At 66.8% G+C, this 18173-nt stretch carries 9 protein-coding genes and 2 pseudogenes; 7 read left to right on the top strand and 4 right to left on the bottom strand.

What is annotated here, in order from left to right:
• Together thrB and rho are read left to right on the top strand one after the other, a co-directional pair.
• Entirely contained in the window at positions 1 to 942 is a 942-nt protein-coding gene (gene thrB, locus ACWDPV_RS21355) for a homoserine kinase (RefSeq protein WP_449744595.1), read from the top strand.
• A 507-nt stretch (positions 943 to 1449) separates the two neighbouring features.
• A complete protein-coding gene (gene rho / locus ACWDPV_RS21350; RefSeq protein ID WP_449744565.1) occupies positions 1450 to 3420 on the top strand; it encodes a transcription termination factor Rho in 1971 nt (656 codons plus the stop codon).
• A 77-nt stretch (positions 3421 to 3497) separates the two neighbouring features.
• On the opposite strand, the gene ACWDPV_RS21345 is transcribed toward rho, so the two are convergent.
• The 4 genes and pseudogenes from ACWDPV_RS21345 to ACWDPV_RS21330 all read right to left on the bottom strand — a co-directional run bounded on the left by ACWDPV_RS21345 (position 3498) and on the right by ACWDPV_RS21330 (position 13407).
• Positions 3498 to 5111 carry an aspartate:alanine exchanger family transporter gene (locus tag ACWDPV_RS21345; protein WP_449744564.1) on the bottom strand — a complete coding sequence of 538 codons (1614 nt, stop codon included), beginning with the start codon at positions 5109 to 5111 and terminating at the stop codon, positions 3498 to 3500.
• Between the two features lie 456 nt (positions 5112 to 5567).
• A complete protein-coding gene (locus ACWDPV_RS21340; protein WP_449744563.1) occupies positions 5568 to 6605 on the bottom strand; it encodes a heme transporter in 1038 nt (345 codons plus the stop codon).
• Positions 6606 to 6621: 16 nt separating this feature from the next.
• A pseudogene (locus ACWDPV_RS21335) lies at positions 6622 to 8436 on the bottom strand (sulfite reductase subunit alpha).
• A 1-nt stretch (position 8437) separates the two neighbouring features.
• A pseudogene (locus ACWDPV_RS21330) lies at positions 8438 to 13407 on the bottom strand (glutamate synthase-related protein).
• A 386-nt stretch (positions 13408 to 13793) separates the two neighbouring features.
• On the opposite strand from ACWDPV_RS21330, the gene rpmE reads away from it, so the two are divergent.
• From rpmE to ACWDPV_RS21305, 5 genes are all read left to right on the top strand, one after another.
• Positions 13794 to 14021, top strand: a complete 228-nt coding sequence (rpmE, locus tag ACWDPV_RS21325) for a 50S ribosomal protein L31 (RefSeq protein WP_449744562.1) — start codon at positions 13794 to 13796, stop codon at positions 14019 to 14021.
• Between the two features lie 239 nt (positions 14022 to 14260).
• Entirely contained in the window at positions 14261 to 15367 is a 1107-nt protein-coding gene (gene prfA, locus ACWDPV_RS21320; RefSeq protein WP_449744561.1) for a peptide chain release factor 1, read from the top strand.
• Positions 15364 to 16263 carry a peptide chain release factor N(5)-glutamine methyltransferase gene (gene prmC / locus ACWDPV_RS21315; protein ID WP_449744560.1) on the top strand — a complete coding sequence of 300 codons (900 nt, stop codon included), beginning with the start codon at positions 15364 to 15366 and terminating at the stop codon, positions 16261 to 16263. Before prfA ends, prmC begins: the two co-directional genes overlap by 4 nt.
• A gap of 48 nt (positions 16264 to 16311) precedes the next feature.
• Entirely contained in the window at positions 16312 to 16968 is a 657-nt protein-coding gene (locus tag ACWDPV_RS21310) for an L-threonylcarbamoyladenylate synthase (RefSeq protein ID WP_449744559.1), read from the top strand.
• Entirely contained in the window at positions 16965 to 18173 is a 1209-nt protein-coding gene (locus ACWDPV_RS21305) for a serine hydroxymethyltransferase (RefSeq protein WP_449744558.1), read from the top strand. The genes ACWDPV_RS21310 and ACWDPV_RS21305 overlap by 4 nt, the downstream gene beginning before the upstream one ends.

The following is an 18173-nucleotide window of genomic DNA, read 5'->3' as shown; positions in this document are numbered from 1 at the left end:
ATGGTCACCCCGGATACGGTCTATCGTCAACTGCCCGAAGGTATTTCGACGCGCGTGCGTGTGCCGGCGTCGAGTGCGAATCTCGGTCCCGGGTTCGACTGCCTCGGCATCGCCCTCGGTCTGCACGACGAGGTGACGGTCGAGACCACGTCGTCAGGTCTGACCGTCGAGGTGGTCGGGGAGGGTTCCGCAGAGGTGCCACTGGACGCCAATCATCTGGTCGTCCGTGCCATTCTCGGCGGACTGGCGCATGCCGGGTTCTCTGCTGCCGGACTGCATGTCCGCTGCGTCAACGTGATTCCGCACTCCCGGGGACTCGGTTCGTCGGCATCGGCCGCCGTATCCGGTCTCGCGGCCGCATCGGGACTGTTGGCGGCGTCGGGGGCGGCCGACGCGTTGAGCGCCGATGAACTGGTGCAGCTGTCGAGTGAGTTCGAGGGGCATCCGGACAACGCCGCGGCCAGCGTCCTCGGCTCGGCCGTGGTCACCTGGACCGAGATGACCGATGGCATGGCCCGATACCAGGCGCGTCGACTGCGCGTGCATCCCGATATCGGTGCCACGGTGTTCGTTCCGTCGACGGAGTCGTCGACCGCCTTTGCGCGAGGGCTGCTGCCCGACGCCGTGCGCCGCGTCGACGCCGTGCACAATCTCAGCCGTGCCGCGCTGGCCGTCGTCGCACTGACCAGCGACCCGAGTTGTCTGCTCGCGGCGACCGATGACCGGCTGCATCAGCCGTACCGGGCCGAGGCGATGGGGCCCACAGCCGAGCTCGTGACCGGTCTGCGGGCGCGAGGACACGCGGCCACCGTCTCCGGAGCGGGCCCGAGCGTCCTGGTCCTCGGAACCGGGCCGCTGCCGGCCGATGACCGCGAACTCGGTGAGGAATTGGGATTCGTCCCGCGCGCCGTCGAGATCGCGGGTGGAGTCGAGATAGGCTGACGAACGTGGCCTGGGGTGCTGCGAAGCATCGCATCAAGCCAACCGCCGAGTTCATATGGAGTTCTGGGATGGGGAACACAATCGCGTGCGGGCATGTTGCTCGATGTGGAACAACGCGTTATCATATGGTCGTCTAGCCGCGACGGCTCGTTCAGCCATGTTTTCGGGGTGCATTTCGATTCGCTCGTTCGATATGAGATGTCGAACCGGTCGCCCGGTCTCCGTCGGATCACCGGTTCACCGATAACACCCCACGAAAGCATCGCGCCGTACTCACGCCGACACTGTGGCGTTCCGCCACCCGGACGGAACCGTCTGGATGACGGACACGTTTGGATGACGCAGCGTTCGTGTGACACAGCGCAGGAGTGACGCTCGCAGCACGACCACAATCTTTGACTCGCCCACCGAGGGCGAGAATGCCTGGCAGACCTCGGCATATCCGGGGACCACAGGTGAATTACAGCCCCGAGCAGCAATGATCTGCCGGGGTACGAAAGGACATCCGTGACCGATACGGACCTGATCACCGCACCTGCTCCCGCTGATTCCGATGCGGGGGAGGTGGCGAGTTCTGCACCGAAGACCCGAGCCCGAGCTGCGCGCACCGGACTGTCGGGCATGGTTCTCAGCGAATTGCGCGCGCTCGCGGGCGAACTGGGCATCAAGGGAACGTCCGGCATGCGTAAGGGCGACCTGATCGCCGCGATCAAGGAACGGCAAGCCGGTGGATCGCCGAAATCGGCCGACACCAAGGCGTCGGGTCCCGAGCAGATGGCCATCACCACCGAGTCGGCCCCGGCGACGACCGGCAGCCGCGGTCGCGGGCGCACCAAGACGGCCGATGCGGATGCCGCGTCGGAAGCGCCCGCCGCACAGGCAGCCGCAGAATCGGCGACCAAGACGGAATCGGCGACCAAGACGGAATCCGATTCCCGGCGTGGCGACTCGGAACCCGCCGAGGGCGACCGCCGCGACGCCGCCTCGGCAGACGAGGCGTCGCAGGGCGGCAACCCGCGCAACCGGAACCGCAACCGCAACGGCGCCGCTCGCGAGTCCAACCAGAATCGCGACAACCAGGGCGGTAACCGCGACAACCAGGGTGGCAACAACCAAAACCGCGATGGTGGCAACCAGGGCGGGGCCAACCAGGGCGGCAACAATCAGGGCGGCAACAATCAGGGCGGCGCCAGCGGCCAGAACCGCGACAACAACCGCGATGATGACGAGCAGGGTGGACGACGCCGAGGGCGCCGTTTCCGCGAGCGTCGTCGTGGGCGCGACCGCGCCGAGGGTGGCAACAACAACGAGCCGCAGGTCTCCGACGATGACGTCTTGCAGCCCGTCGCCGGCATCCTCGACGTCCTCGACAACTATGCGTTCGTGCGGACGTCGGGTTACCTCGCCGGGTCGAATGACGTTTATGTCTCGATGAATCTGGTGCGTAAGAACGGGTTGCGACGCGGCGACGCGATCACCGGTGCGGTCAAGGTGCCGCGCGAGGGTGAGCAGCCCAATCAGCGTCAGAAGTTCAATCCGCTGGTCCGCCTGGACACCGTCAACGGTGGCGAGGTCGAGTTGGCGAAGAAGCGCCCGGAGTTCGGCAAGCTGACGCCGCTCTACCCGAATCAGCGACTGCGACTGGAGACTTCGCAGGAACGGCTCGACACCCGCGTGATCGATCTCATCATGCCGATCGGCAAGGGGCAGCGCGCACTGATCGTGTCGCCGCCGAAGGCCGGCAAGACGACGATCCTGCAGGACATCGCCAACGCGATCACCACCAACAACCCCGAATGCCACCTGATGGTCGTGCTCGTCGACGAGCGCCCGGAAGAGGTCACCGACATGCAACGGTCGGTGAAGGGTGAGGTCATCGCGTCGACGTTCGACCGTCCGCCGTCAGACCACACGTCCGTCGCCGAGCTGGCCATCGAACGTGCCAAGCGCCTCGTCGAGGCAGGCAAGGACGTCGTCGTCCTCCTGGACTCCATCACCCGACTGGGCCGCGCATACAACAACGCGTCCCCGGCCTCCGGTCGCATCCTCTCCGGTGGTGTCGACTCGACCGCGCTGTATCCGCCGAAGCGTTTCCTGGGTGCCGCCCGCAACATCGAGAACGGCGGATCGCTGACGATCATCGCCTCGGCACTCGTCGAGACCGGGTCGACCGGTGACACGGTGATCTTCGAGGAGTTCAAGGGCACCGGAAACGCGGAGCTCAAGCTCGATCGCAAGATCGCCGATCGGCGCGTGTTCCCGGCGGTGGACGTCAACCAGTCCAGCACCCGCAAGGATGAGCTGCTGATGTCGCCCGAGGAATTCTCGGTCGTGCACAAGCTGCGCCGCGTCCTCAGTGGACTGGATTCGCAGCAGGCCATCGATCTGCTGATCAGTCAGCTCAAGAAGACCAAGACGAACATCGAATTCTTGATGCAGGTGCAATCCAATGCGCCCGGCGCGATGAAGGACGACTGAGCGACCAGTTTGATCGATGCCAATCTCATCACGGCCCCATCACCGTTCGCGGTGGTGGGGCCGTTGTCGTGTTCTGGTCACAAGGTCGAGAGAACTTGTGCCAGCAGGATTTTGACGACCATTGCCGCCGGGTACACGAGGGCGTAGCCGAGAGCGATCCGCGGGTCGTCGTCGCCCCGGGCGTTTGCGAAAGCGAGGTGTGCCGGATTGGTCTGGGTGCCCGCCAGCACGCCCGCGAGCCGGATCCGGCCGACTCCGAGGATGAAGCGACATGCCGCGTACATGCCGACGGCCATCACCGCCGACGTGATCGCGCCGGTGACCAGGATGTCGACGATGGCGCCGCTGGTGAACGCATCGAGGATGAGTGATCCGGCGCGTGTCCCGGCGTAGGCGAGAAACAGCAGGAGACCGACCTCGGTGATCACCTGCGCGGAGGTGATCGGCATCGTGGTGACAAAGGGCCCGATCCGCCCGATTCGGCCCAGGATCAATCCGACGATGAGGGACCCGGCCGCGGCCCCGAGGGACAAGGTTCCCAGTCCGGGGATGGGTATCGGGATCAGTCCGACGGCCAGACCGAGCGCGACTCCGAAACCCATTGCGGCGGCGTTGAGTTCGGTGAGACCACGGGAGGAGTCGCCGAGCATCCGGGCGATCTTCGCCATGTTCTCCGGTGGCGCCACCACCCGGACCCGGTCGCCGAGCTGCACCGTGGTGGCGGGGGTGGCCACCATGTCGGTATCGCCGCGGCGGAGGCGCGTGATGGAACCGTCGAAGGAATCGAGGTCCAGTTCTCGAACCTTGCGGCCGGCCAACTCGGGTGAGGAGATCGTGATCCGCCGAAAATCGAGTTTGGAGCGATCGACGGTCAGATCGTGAATCGATTGGTGGCCGATCTCGTCGATCAGTGCGTCGACCTCAGCGCGTGGACCGATCACGGTGATGAGGTCACCCGGGTGCAGGACCTGATCGTCGGTGATCGGGACGGGTGGCTCGTCGGCGTCGTGCGCCAGACGGGAGAACGTCAGTCGATTCCCGTGGCGCTCGCGCAGTTCCGTGATCGTCACATCGTCGCTCTCGAGTCGCACGGTGATGTCGACGACCTCGGGCGGGGTGTCCGGGTCGGGGTTTCCGTAGCGGAAGGCGATGGCAACCATCACCAGCATCAGGATCAGGCCGAAAATATAGGACGTGGCGTAGCCGATGGTCGCCTCCGCCGAACCACCGGCCGCGGCGAGTGCGGGGGTGTTGGTGAGCGCGCCGGCAAAGGTACCGGCGATGGAGGCAGTCGACATATTGAAAGCCGACCCGACCAGATCGACGGTGACGGCGGCAGCGGCGATCACCACGGTGACCGTGACGACCAGCTTCCAGGCCGTGCGCAAGGACGCGAAGAAGTTCGGACCGGCCATCAACCCGGTGGTGAACGCGAACAGGATCAGTCCGAGATTGCCGATGATCTCCGGGATCGTGATGTCGACATCCATCGACTTGGCGAACGCGGTGATCACGATCGCCGAGAAGAGGACCGCGGCCGGGCCCAGACCGATACCGCGGATGGTGATCCGGCCGATCGCCACCCCGAGACCGATCACGATCATGAGATAGAGCAGGGGTTGGTCGGCCAGCAGGTCCAGCACCGCGGTCATCGCCGCCTCCCATCGATATGCGATCGTCTCTGCGTCCATCCCTACAGGCAGGTCATCGCACGGGCCGTCGATCAGGAAAAGTATCGCCGCATTGCGCGGGACTCGCCGGACAAGGCGGCAACCGCGGGACGAAGTACCCGGTTATGTGACGGCGGCCACGGACGACCGGCCGTCGGGCCCGACCCCGCCCAATTGGTCGAGCACCTCACCCGCTGGTCGAGCACCGTCATTCGGCCGACAACGCCCTACTACCCGCCGACCGCGCCCCTTGCCGACCGCGCCTCTATCCCGCCGGTTGAGTCCCTGATTCGGTGGTCGAGCCGGGCGGCGCTGGCGCTCGCCGCCGCGCCGAGCTCCGCCGACACAGAGCCCGTGTCCGCCGTTCCGACGGAGCTCAATGTGGCGGCCAACCCTCCGAACCGTCTCGACCAGCAAGATGGCACCGAGACACGTCGGAAGGTTTGCGGCGCTACTTCCCGATCCGAGAGGTGCGGCTCAGGACGCGAGATCGTTCAGCAGGTGATCCCACGCCTCGAATGCCGGGGCGGGGACGGGTCCGGTCTGGGTCAGGATCATGCTGCACCCACCGTGCCGGTCGTACAGTTCGATGGATCCGGTGCGTCCCCAGACGCCGTCGGACCAGGTGATCCAGCATTCGGTGACGAGCCCGAAATTGATCATCGCGCGACAGGAACCGGAAGCGATGACCATCTGGCCCCGGTGCTCGCGGGCACCGTCGAGCTGGTCATGGCGCATCTGCAGACGCCCCGGTGCTGCGGTGACCATCGTCATCTGCATACCGAGCAGCGCGGCGTGTTCCAGTGCCCCGATCACACGGCGATCCTCGACGCGGGTGACGCCGGAGTCAGCGAGCCCGGGCAATTCGGTACGCCGAGTTAGCCCGCCGTCGGCCAGAATGGAGTCGAACTGGACGATCTGGTCGGCGTTGGCCGATGCGGGCTCGGGGATCGCCCACGCTTCGTCGAAGGAATCCGGACCGCCCGCGGCGTGGGTGACCGCCGGATCGGCGCCGGTCAATGCGATCGCCTCGAAGGCGAGCCGGTCGCTGCGCTCGGTCAGATACGTTGCGTGAGAGGTGTTCCCGTTGGCATCGAATAGACGCAACGTCGGCGGGATGTTGGCGGCCGGCTCGGACACCAGCGCCGATCCCAGGAGTACCGGGTTGAGGCGCAACGTGATCCGCGACGAGTCGCACTTGATCGGTCCGCCCGGCAGGACCGGTGGGGTGTGCACCCCGACGTCGTTCATCACCACCGGCCCGGCCACCGTCACCCCGACCACCTGATCGAGGTGGGGCAGCTGCGAGGTGACCACATGCGGTTCGGCATTCAGCAGTGTTCCGCCGAAACCCGGAGTTGCCAAGAGGGTTTCGAGGTCGCTGGTCACCGACTGCCCGGGCGTACACCGGCAGTGCGGGTCACGCCCGCAGGGGCGGGGGAGAGCGTCACCGGCTTGGCGGGCGACGCGGCGGGGCACGCCGGCGTTGTTCACATCGTCGGGGTTGGCGGGCATCGTTGCCCTTCCTTTCCTAGTAGACGTCGCGCAGGTAGCGCTTGCCCTTCTTCAGCTGATTGAGGTAGTCGGCGGCACCATTCTCATCGACCCCGCCGTGCTCGGCGATGATCTCGATCAGCGCGGTTTCGACGTCGCGTGCCATCCGGGTGGCGTCACCGCAGATGTAGAGATGAGCGCCGGAATCGAGCCACGCGAACAGCTCGGCACCGTTCTCACGCATACGGTCCTGCACATACACCTTGTGATCCTGATCGCGCGAGAACGCGAGGTCGACACGATCGAGGACACCGTCGGTGACGAACTGTTCGATCTCATCGGCGTAGATGTAGTCATCCGCGCGGTGCTGATCGCCGAAGAACAGCCAGTTCGCGCCGCTCGCGCCGCGGTTCTGACGCTCATGCAGGAACGCCCGGAATGGGGCGATTCCGGTGCCCGGCCCGACCATGATGACCCGCACGTCGTCCGCGGGCAGCCGGAACGACTTGTTGGGCGTGATGAACACATCGATCTCGTCACCCTCGGTACGGCGGTCGGCGAGGTAGGACGAGCAGACACCGCCACGCATACGTTCCCCGGAGCGGTAGCGCACCGTGGCCATGGTGATGTGCACGGTGCCGCTGTGGGCTCGCGGACTCGACGAGATCGAGTACACACGGTGCTGCAGGGGCCGGAGCTCGGCGAGCAGTTCCTCGGCGGTGATCGTCAGGGTGGGGTCGACATCGAGCAGATCGAGAACGTCCTTACCCCACAACCAGGCATCGAGGGCTTCCTTATCGCCGGTGGAGGCCAGATGGGTGAGCTCCGCGTCCTGGCTTCGCGATGCGATGTAGTCGACGAGGTACTTCGACGGTGTGGAGATCTCGACGTGCCGCGTCAGCGTCTCACGCAGGGTCCGACTCGACTTGCGATCGGTGATTACCTCCTCGCCGGTTGCGCAGAGGCGTTGGATCACCTTCTCCACGAGTTCGGGATCGTTGGTGGGCGCGATGCTGATGCCGTCACCCGGTTCGTAGTCGATTCCGCTGTCGCCCAACGAGATCACCAGATGGCGTACCTCCTTGTCCGAGCCCGGGCCGGACAGGAGTGTATTGGCGATGATCGTGGCGGGGTGCGGATTCTTCCGGCCCCACGCGGGAGCTGCCGGTGCCGCGGGACCCGGCGCCGCGACCGGAGCGACCGGAGCAACTACGGCGCCGGATACGGCAGCGCCGGCCTCCCGCGCATCGACCTCGGCCATGGCGGCGACGGCCCGCGTGATCCACTCGGCCGCGCGCTCCTCGTAGTCGACGTCGCAGTCGGCGCGATCGACGACCCGGGTGGCGCCGAGTTCGGCGAGTCGCGTATCGATGTTCTTGCCCGCCTGGCAGAACCCGTCGTAGATCGAATCACCCAGTGCCAGAACGCCGAAGAACAAACCGTCGAGGCGCGGTGCGTCTGGTGCGGCCAGACCCTGCCAGAAGATCTCGGCATTGTCGGGCATCTCGCCCTCACCGTAGGTGGAGGTGATCACCAGGAGTCGGCGCACCGCGGTCAGATCGCTGATCTCCAGCTCGTCGAGGCCGCACAGTTAGGGCACGAACCCCTGTCCCTGCGCCTGCTGCTGCAGTTGCTCGGCAAGGTACTCCGCGGTACCGGTCTGGGTCCCGTACACGATCTGTACACCGATTCCGGTGGTCGCCCCCGCCGCGGGGTCGGCACCGGGCAGTGCGGTCCCGGCAGCCGTCGACGACATCCCGATCCTGGTGTTCAGGCCGGCGAGAAAGCCTGCGAGCCAGACCTTCTGGTCACCGGTGAACGGAACGTCGGTGGGAATGTAAGGCAATTGCATGTCAGGAGACCTTCGGTCGGGTGGCAGCGGCGGCGGTGGCAATGGCCTCGGCGACATCGGGGATCGCACGCGCGGCGAACAGTTCGTCGAAGCTCGGCAACCGGGATGCGCGCGGACCGTCGCCGGTCGTCGCCTCGCGGAGGGCCTCGAGGTTGCGCCGGTCCTGGTACAGGATCCAGCCGTAGGTGGCCGGTGCATCCATCGACGCGACGTTGCGTCGTGCCAGGGCCTGCTTGTAGTCGGCAACCCGCTTGGCGGAGATGAGTGCGGCGAGCTGCTCGGACCCGTAGTCGGAGAGAATGTCTCGCGAGTAGCGACCGACCCTGGTCAGGAGGTCGTAGTCCTCGGTGAGGATCAGATTGCGCGCCGAGCGGGCCACCATCTCCTCCGACGACGCCGACTGCGTCGCAGACCGTCCCTTACGCAGCTTCGCGGTGGCGACCTCACGGGCGAGTTCGAAGACGGTGAAGGCGCCGAGCAGCCGGTACATGTCGGCGGTGTCGGTCTGGCCGTACTCGGGAACGGCTCCGCCGACGATCGGGCCACCGGAGCGCAGATCGAGCTTCAGTCTCCGCACCTGATCGGCGGCCATCGCGCCGGCGAGTTCGTCGAGGAGCGCCCGCGGGCCCATCGTCGCCACGAGGGTGTCGGCATCCTGATGGGCGACCAGCGCCCGGGGCAGTGCGTAGGAGACGTAGTGGCGCTCGGTCTCCCAGTTCTCCAGCAGTCGCGTCGCCAAGGCCGAACCCGTTGCCTCGGCATGCATCTGAAGCATGGCGAAGGCGGCGTGATGGTGCATCGGGGCCAATGGATCATCGACGCCGGTGATCGCGCCGACGATGACGGAGTCGGCGCTGATGCGTTCGGCGAGTTCGCATGCGGGGTCGTACTGGTAGAGGAACCCGCCGCTCATGCCGTTGCCGAGGCCGTTGCCGTAACCGCCGAGATTGAAGACGGCCCCACCGGTCATGTATTCGCAACCGAATTCGCCGAGACCTTCGACGACCGCGGTTGCGCCGGAGTTGCGCACGGCGAACCGGTCTCCCGCCTCGCCTTCGACGAACAGTCGACCTCCGGTCGCGCCGAACAGGGCGAAGTTGCCGATCAGGACGTTCCCGCCGACGGCCGGTGACCCGCCGCCGGGGGAGTGTACGACGACGGTTCCACCGCACATCGACTTACCGACGCCGTCGTTGGCGGTGCCGGTGTGCTCCAGGCGCATGCCGTCGTTGCAGAACGCGGCGTAGGACAGGCCGGCCGATCCGGTGGTGGGTACGACGACGGTGTCCGCGTCGAGGAATCGTCGGCCACGATCGTCGACGAGTACCGATGCGATATCGGTGACGTCGGTGATCTCGTGGTTGAGTCGGCGTTCGATGTCGACGGCCAATTGTGCTCCGACACTGCGGTTGCGGTTGTCCAGCCGCACCGAGGTGGTGGTGACCGAGGCACGCGCGTCGTCGATGAGGGCCGCCCACACCTGTGCGCCCAGGGCGTCGTCGACGGCATAGTCACGTTCGAGATAGACCGGGTGGGCGATCTCCGGCGCCTCGATGTGGGCCAGCAGTGCCTCGGTGCGCATGTCACCGACGAGCGCGGGATGGTCGATGAGCGCGAGCAGGTCGGTGCGTCCGCGCGCGGCCCGGACGCTCGGCAGGCCGAGGTCGGCGAGGATCTCGCGGACCTCGTGTGCCACGTTGAGCAGGTACTGTGCCATCGCGCGTGGGTCACCGTCGAAGACCTCGGGATTGGTGGTCAGACCGGCCGGGCACTTGATGTTGCAGTTCCTGGCCATCACACAGCCGATCATCATCAGTGCGGCCGTGCCGAATTCAAAGCTGTCGGCACCGAGTAATGCCGAGGTGACGACGTCGCGTCCGGTCTGATGGGCACCGGAGGCACGCAGCACGACCTTCTGACGCAAGCCGTGCGCACTGAGTGCCTGATGCACCTCGGCGAGGCCGATCTCGGCAACCCGGCCCGCGTAGCGAAGACTGGCCACCGACGCGGCGCCGGTGCCGCCGGTGTTGCCGGCCACGTTGATGACGTCGGCGCCGGCCTTGGCGACGCCGACGGCGATGGTGCCGATGCCCTCGGAGCTCACCAGTTTGACGATGACCCGCACGCGCGCGGCCTTGCAGTCGTGGATCAGCTGGGCGAGGTCCTCGATCGAGTAGGTGTCGTGATGCGGCGGCGGACTGACGAGTTCGACGCCGGGGGTGCCGCCGCGCGCCGCGGCGATCTCGACGGTCACCTTGGGTGCCGGAAGCTGGCCTCCTTCACCGGGTTTGGCGCCCTGACCGATCTTGATCTCGAGTTCCTGCAGCATCGGGTCGGCCAGGTATCCCGCCCAGATGCCGAAGCGTCCGGAGGCGAACTGTTTGATGCGGGAGGCGCGCAGCGTCCCGTAGCGGGACATGTGTTCGCCGCCCTCGCCGCTGTTGGACAATCCGCCGGCCATGTTGGTGCCGTGGGCGACCGCCTCATGAGCGGGCGCGACGAGGGCGCCGTGACTCATCGCGCCGGAGGCGAAGGTGGCGGTGATCTCGTGGGCCGGCTGGACGTCGGTGAGGGCGATCGGCTCCGAATGCGGTGTCAGGCCGAGGATGTCGCGCAACGCCGATGGTCGACGTGAACGTGTGGTGGCGAGTTCGGCACTGAACGAGCGGTAGGCGTCGGTGATGGTGAACTCGTCGATCTCGGCCGGGGTCAACGCGGCGTAACTGCTGTCGTCGTACACGTGGGAATCCAGGCCGAAGGCGTCGGCGAGGGTCGAGAGCGTCAGCAGACGCAGCGAGTCCGCGATGCCCTCCCTTTCGGCGGCGGCCGACGCACCTCGGCCCGAGGCGAAATGGATCTTCTCGGCGGTCAGCTCGCCGTAACCCCGGACGGCCGCGGTGCCGAAGGAGTGCCCACCGCCGTCGGCGCGTTCCTTGAAAAGGCCGAGCAGGGGGAGGTCGGTGTCGGCGGCCGGAACCGGATCGGTCATCGCGGCGCGATGGGCCGCGCCGGTCACCTCGACGATCGCTGTCAAACCGACCCCGCCGACCGGTGCCCGCAGGTTGGGGAACCACCGATGCAGGTCGGGGTCTGCGGTGTCGAGGAAGGCCGGTTCGAAGAACTCGCCGCCGATGTAACTCTCTACGGTGCACAGGCCGACCCGGCCCATGGTCTTCATCAGGGATTTCTCGGCGGCCTTGCGCCACTTGGCGAATGCGGCCTGATCGCCGTACCGGGCAATGATGCTGTCGCAGAATCAGTGTCAGCTCATCGTCGGTGAGTACCGGTGTGCGCAGGATGATCTGCCGACCGGCGGTGTCGTCGGGGTCGGCGGTTGATCGCCGGTCGCGCGCCGAGGGCGACGCGCAGCGTCATGCCGTCGGCCTCGCGGATGCTGTCCAGGGGTGGATTGGTCACCTGGGCGAATCGCTGCGAAAAGAACCGGGACACATTGGGTTCGATGTTGGTCAGCGGGTTGATCGCGTTGCCGAACCCCATGGCGGATACGCGTTCGGCGCCGTCGGCGAGCATGGGATCGGTGAAGTAGCGGAAGCTCTCCTGATCCAGGTAGTAGGCGCGGTAGCGCTGATGATCGGTCACCGATTCCGAGGACGAGAGTGCGGCCGAGGTGTCCGCGTCGTCGCCTTCGGCCTCGATGGCCCCCAGATCGATCTTCGCCGCACGCAGAAGCGCTGGGTAATCCCGTGCAGCAGCGAGCTTTTCGTAGGCGTCGGTGGTGGTGTAGACGCGATGCTCGCGGTGGTCGTAGTAGATCATCCCACCGGCCGACACGCGACCGCGGGAGATCACCGTGTCGGGATCGAAATCCACCTGGCCGGCCTCGGAGAAGGCACACAGGTAGGTGGCGGTTTCCACGGTGCGTAGCGGACGTAGTCCCAGGCGGTCGAGTCGGGCGCCGATGACGGTCCCGTCGCCGAAGACGACGGCGGCGGGGCCGTCGTTCTTCTCCTCGTAGAGCGAGAAGTACTCGAACATCGCGCGGACGCGGTCGGACAGCGTCGAATCGTTCTCCCATGCCGGCGGCATCATCGAGACCACCGCGGTCACCAGGTCGACCTGATCGGTGATCACCCGTGCGGCCACCGTCTGGTCGAGACGGCTGGAGTCGGACTGGCCGGGTGGACGCACGATGGTGCGGCGTGCCGCGGCGGCCGCGGTCACCTGTGCGATGCGGTTCTTCTTGTCGGTGTTGAGTTCACCGTTGTGCGCGAGGAACCGGAACGGCTGGGCCATCGTCGGGTGCGGATCGGTGTTCGTGGAGAAGCGGGTGTGGAAGAACAGGGTGTGCACCCGGTGGTCCTCGTCGCCGAGGTCGACGAAGTAGTCGATGACCTCGGGGGACGACAGCCGGCCCTTGAGGACCTGGGTGCGTGCCGACAGTGACAGCGGATACAGGCCTTCGAGGGCGGGGGAGGTGAAGCCGATCGCCTCGATGTGCAGGAGTGCCTGTTGGACGAGGCGGTCGAGTTCGGCCGGTTCGGGGCATGGTTCGGGCGCGGCGAACACCCATTGGCGGATCGGCAGCTGGAATCCGATGGCGGCCTCACGCAGCACCGAGTTGTCGACGGGGACGTCACGCACGGTGAGGACGGTGAATCCGCGGTCGGCCATGGTGCGTTCGATCAGCCGGGCCGCCTCGGCGGCGGCGTCGCCGCCCTCGGGGAGGAAGAAGTTGCCCACGCAGAACTGGCCGAGGCGCAGCGTCGGGCGGCCGGTGACCTTGCGGAAGAACCGTTGGGACAGGTCGATGGAGACGCCACCGCCGTCGCCGACGCCGAGCGCCGACATCCCGCCACGGTGCGGTACCGAGCACAGGGCGTCGCGGGCCTTCTCGATGACGCTGTGCTTCTGGACGCCGTCCTTGCGGGTGATGAAGCCCACCCCGCAGCTGCTCTTCTCGTCGCTGGGGTCCCACAGCATCTGCTGCGAACCGTGCCGATCGGCCTGCATTCGTCCCCTCTCGTGCCCGGTCCACGTCGGGACCAGTGGTGCCCGGTGCTCATGCGAACCGGTGGTCGGCGATGTCCGCTGCGACGATGAAGCGAACATCATGGGACTATAACTTAGCTAAGGCTTACCAATATAAGTGTGTCCTAAGATGCCTGGTGGCCGGATGGAATGAATGGCGCGTCGGACCTGTTGAGGGCAGTGACGATCAGTACCGATCGCCGAGTCGGCTTCGGTGAGGGCTGCGATTATCGCTGGGACGTAGACCGGCGGTTTCGCCGATTTCTTACCGACCGGAGGGCGTGGCATACTGGTCGGTCGAGTCCGGTACCGGTTCACACCGCCGACACGCGGCGGTGACCCGGCGACCATCAGAAAGGGACACCAAGATGAAGCAGGGAATCCATCCCGATTACCACGCGACCACCGTCGTGTGCGGCTGCGGCAACACCTTCGAGACCCGCAGCACCGCTGCCAACGGTCGCATCAACGTCGAAGTTTGCTCGCAGTGCCACCCGTTCTACACGGGTAAGCAGAAGATCCTCGACACCGGCGGCCGCGTCGCCAAGTTCGAGGCTCGCTACGGCAAGCGCAAGAAGGCCGCCGCCGAGAAGTAGACCTCATGACGACGCCCGCCCGGTGCCCAACAGCATCCGGCCGGGCGTCGTTTGTTTTGGGTGCAGACGTGTCGCCGGCCACGTAATCGCGGAGCGGTCGCCAACCGGCAGAGCGGTGCAGTCGGGCGCACGCACCCCGCGTCGCCGGAGGCGGCGCAGAACAACAGAGTGTTGCGCCGCGCCGGGATGCAGGACGAAGAACGAGGAGCGAAGCGACGAAGTGATGAGGACGAAGAGCGGTGCCTGAAGGCGCAAACACACGTGCCGCCGGAGGCGGCACACACAGCTCCGCCATTGACGATGTGCTCGCCGAGCATGCGGGGCTCGAGTTGCAGTTGGCGGATCCGTCGTTGCATGACGATCCGGCGACTGCTCGGCGGGTGGGTAAGCGGTTCGCGGAGTTGGCGCCGGTGATGGCGACACATGCGAAGTTGGTGGCGGCTCGTGATGATCTGGCTGCGGCGCGTGAGTTGGCGGCCGATGACGCGACCTTCGCCGAGGAGGTTCCGGCGCTGGAAGAGCTTGTTGCGCAGCTTGATTCGACGTTGACCGATCTGCTGGCGCCGCGTGACCCGCATGACGCCGATGATGTGGTGTTGGAGGTCAAGTCGGGTGCCGGTGGTGAGGAGTCGGCGCTGTTCGCCGCCGACCTGGTCCGGATGTATCTCAAATATTGTGAGCGGCATGGGTGGAAGGCGCAGGTCCTCGGTGTCACCGAGTCCGATCTGGGCGGCTACAAGGAGGCCACCGTGTCCATCAAGTCGCGTGAGGCCACGCGCGATGGGGTGTGGTCGCGGCTGAAGTTCGAGGGCGGCGTGCATCGGGTGCAGCGCGTTCCGGTCACCGAATCGCAGGGCCGCATCCATACCTCGGCCGCGGGTGTGTTGATCTATCCCGAGCCCGACGAGGTGGAGCAGGTGCACATCGACGAGACGGATCTGCGGATCGACGTGTACCGGAGCTCGGGCAAGGGCGGTCAGGGCGTGAACACCACCGATTCGGCGGTGCGCATCACGCATCTGCCCACCGGGATCGTGGTGACGTGTCAGAACGAGCGTTCGCAGTTGCAGAACAAGGCGCGGGCCATGCAGGTGCTTGCGGCTCGGTTGCAGTCCGCGGCCGAGGAGGAGGCCGAGGCCGCGGCGGCGGAGGGGCGGGCCGCGCAGATCCGGACGGTGGATCGTTCGGAACGGATTCGGACGTACAACTTCCCGGAGAATCGAATCACCGATCACCGCATCGGGTACAAGGCGAACAATCTGGACGCCGTGCTCTCCGGTGATATGGATGCGCTGCTGGATGCCTTGGTGGCCGCCGATCGGCAGGCGCGGCTCGAGGCACAGTGACCGGCGTGGGCGCGGACCGTTCGGTGCGCGCCGTGTTGTCGGCGGCGGCGGCGACCTTGGCGGCGGCCGGTGTGGATTCGCCCCGTCCGGATGCCGAATGGTTGCTGGCACATGTACTGCGGACCGATCGGGGCAGGTTACTGATCGCCGATGATCTCGATGACGATGCGGCGCAGCGGTTTCGGGATCTGATCGACCGGCGCGCGATGCGGGTGCCGTTGCAGTATCTGACCGGGTCGGCGTCGTTCGGTCCGCTCGATCTCGCCGTCGGACCCGGCGTGTTCATCCCGCGTCCGGAGACCGAGTTGTTGTTCGAGTGGGCGGTGGGTGTGGTCGATGATGTCCGGGCCCCGCTGACCGTCGTCGACCTGTGCAGTGGCAGTGGCGCGTTGGCGATCGCGGCCGCGTCGGCGTTCCCGGCGGCCCGGGTGCACGCCGTCGAACTGTCGCCGGATGCGGTGGACTGGTTGCGTCGCAACGTCTCTGACGCCGACCCCCAGGTGTCACGACGGATTCGGGTGCATGTGGGCGATGCCACCGACCCGGATGCGGTGTGTGCCGCCGTGGATGGGCCGGTGGATCTGATCGTGAGCAATCCGCCGTATGTTCCGGCGGATGCCGATGTGCCCACCGAGGTGCGGGCCGACCCGGCGATGGCGGTATTCGGCGGCGACGACGGGTTGTCGGTGATCCGACCGATGGTCGAGGTCATTGCCCGCGTGCTCCGTCCCGGTGGGTGGGTGGGTGTGGAGCACGACGACTCCCATGCCGCCGGTGTTGTCGGGGCGTTTGCCGCCGCGGGCGTCTTCGGCGAGATCACCTCGCATGCCGATCTCGCCGGCCGGCCGCGCTTTGTGACCGCACGGCGCGTCGAGGGATTGCCGACGTCGGATTGATCGTGGCCGCTCGCCGGATGCCGGTGGTGAGCGTGTAAGGATGAACCGGTGAGTTCTGTATTCGACTGCACCGATCCCGATCAGCGCGCCAGCGGCATCCGCGCCGCGGTCGGTGCCGCGAAGTCCGGCCGTCTGATCGTCATGCCGACCGATACCTTGTACGGAATCGGTTGTGACGCATTTGATTCCGAAGCCGTTGCGGCATTGCTGGCGGCCAAGGGGCGCGGGCGTGACATGCCGGTGCCGGTGCTCGTCGGCTCGTGGCACACCGTCGACGGGCTGGTCCTGGGTGTCAGCGCCCAGACCCGTGCGCTGGTGGAGGCGTTCTGGCCGGGAGGGTTGTCGCTGGTGGTCGAGCAGGCGCCGTCGCTTGCCTGGGATCTCGGTGACACAGACGGCACGGTGATGTTGCGTATGCCGCTGCATCCGATCGCGATCGAGATCCTGCGTGAAGTGGGGCCGATGGCGGTGTCGAGTGCGAATTCCTCCGGTCACCCGCCGGCGACGACGGCCGACGACGCGCGAGCGCAACTCGGCGATGCGGTGTCGGTGTATCTCGACGGTGGGCCGGCACCCAAGGCGCAGGCGTCGACCATCGTGGACCTGACCGGGCGTGCGCCCCGGATCCTGCGTGAGGGTGCGGTGGCCGCGGCCGATGTCGCCGAGGTTCTCGACGTCGATCCGGCGTCACTGGTGCAGCGATGAGTTCGTCGGCGATCGACGCCGAACTCGGTGATCTGGTCGGACGGGAGTCGCGGCGCCGGGCCCAGACCCTGCAACTGGTGGCGGGGGAGACGATCGCGAGTCCGGCGGTCCGGGAGATCATGGCGTCGTCGTTGGGTGATACCTACGCGGAAGGATATCCGGGCGCGCGGTATCACGGCGGGTGTTCGGTGGTCGACGAGATCGAGGAGCTCGCGATCGCCCGCGCGAAGGACCTGTTCGGCGCCGACTACGTGAACGTCCAACCACTGTCGGGCACCGCGGCCGCATCGGCGGTGTACGCGGCCTTCGCGCAGCCCGGTGATCCGGTGCTCGCGTTGCGTCTCGATCATGGCGGCCACCAGACCCACGGCTCGCGGGCCAACTTCTCCGGCCGCTGGTTCAATCCGATTCAGTACTCGGTGTCGGTGACCGACGAACTCGTCGACTACGACCAGATCCGTGAGCTCGCACTCCTGCATCGCCCCCGGTTGTTGATCGTCGGGTCGCCCGCGTACTCGCGGTTGTTCGACTTCGAGATCCTGCGCACGATCGCCGACGAGGCCGAGTGCATTCTCTGGGTCGATGCCGCGCATCTCGCGGGTCTGGTGGCCGGCGGTGCGGCACCGAGCCCGGTGCCCTACGCCGACGTCGTCACGCTGGTGACGCACAAGGTGCTGCGCGGGCCGCGGGGTGGTGTCATCCTCGGGACGGCCGAGCACGGCGCTGCGCTGGGCAAGGCGGTGTTCCCGTTCACCCAGGGTGCGCCGTCGGTGCACTCGATCGCGGCGAAGGCGGCGACTTTCGCGGAGGCGGCGACGCCGGAGTTCGCCGACCATGTGAGCGCGGTCGTCGCCAATGCGCGTGCGTTGGCGCGGGGTCTGACCGCGCGGGGGTTGCGGATCGTCAGCGGCGGCACGGACACCCATCTGGCGGTGGTCGATGTGTCGTCGCTCGGATTGTCCGGGATCGAGGCGCAGCGACTGTTGCAGGGGGCCGGCATCGTCGTCGACAAGACGGTGTTGCCGTTCGATCAGCGTCCGGTCGCCGAGGGGTCCGCGGTGCGCATCGGTACCCCGATCGCGACGCTCGCCGGGGCCGACGCCGACATGATGGACACGGTCGCCGACTGGTGTGTGCGCGCCCTGTCCGATCCCGGTGAACACGCCCGGATCCGCGCCGACGTCGCCGCGATGCTCGGCGGGTAG

This window comes from Gordonia sp. NPDC003504 (genome assembly GCF_053587995.1).
This window is presented reverse-complemented; position numbering and strand designations above follow the sequence as displayed.

What these genes read in the sequence shown, in the direction of transcription:
- ACWDPV_RS21340 (WP_449744563.1), bottom strand. Translation starts at nt 6,605, where the DNA reads ATGCCCGCCAACCCCGACGATGTGAACAACGCCGGCGTGCCCCGCCGC.
- ACWDPV_RS21345 (WP_449744564.1), bottom strand. Translation starts at nt 5,111, where the DNA reads ATGGACGCAGAGACGATCGCATATCGATGGGAGGCGGCGATGACCGCG.
- ACWDPV_RS21305 (WP_449744558.1), top strand. Translation starts at nt 16,965, where the DNA reads ATGAGTTCGTCGGCGATCGACGCCGAACTCGGTGATCTGGTCGGACGG.
- rpmE (WP_449744562.1), top strand. Translation starts at nt 13,794, where the DNA reads ATGAAGCAGGGAATCCATCCCGATTACCACGCGACCACCGTCGTGTGC.
- thrB (WP_449744595.1), top strand. Translation starts at nt 1, where the DNA reads ATGGTCACCCCGGATACGGTCTATCGTCAACTGCCCGAAGGTATTTCG.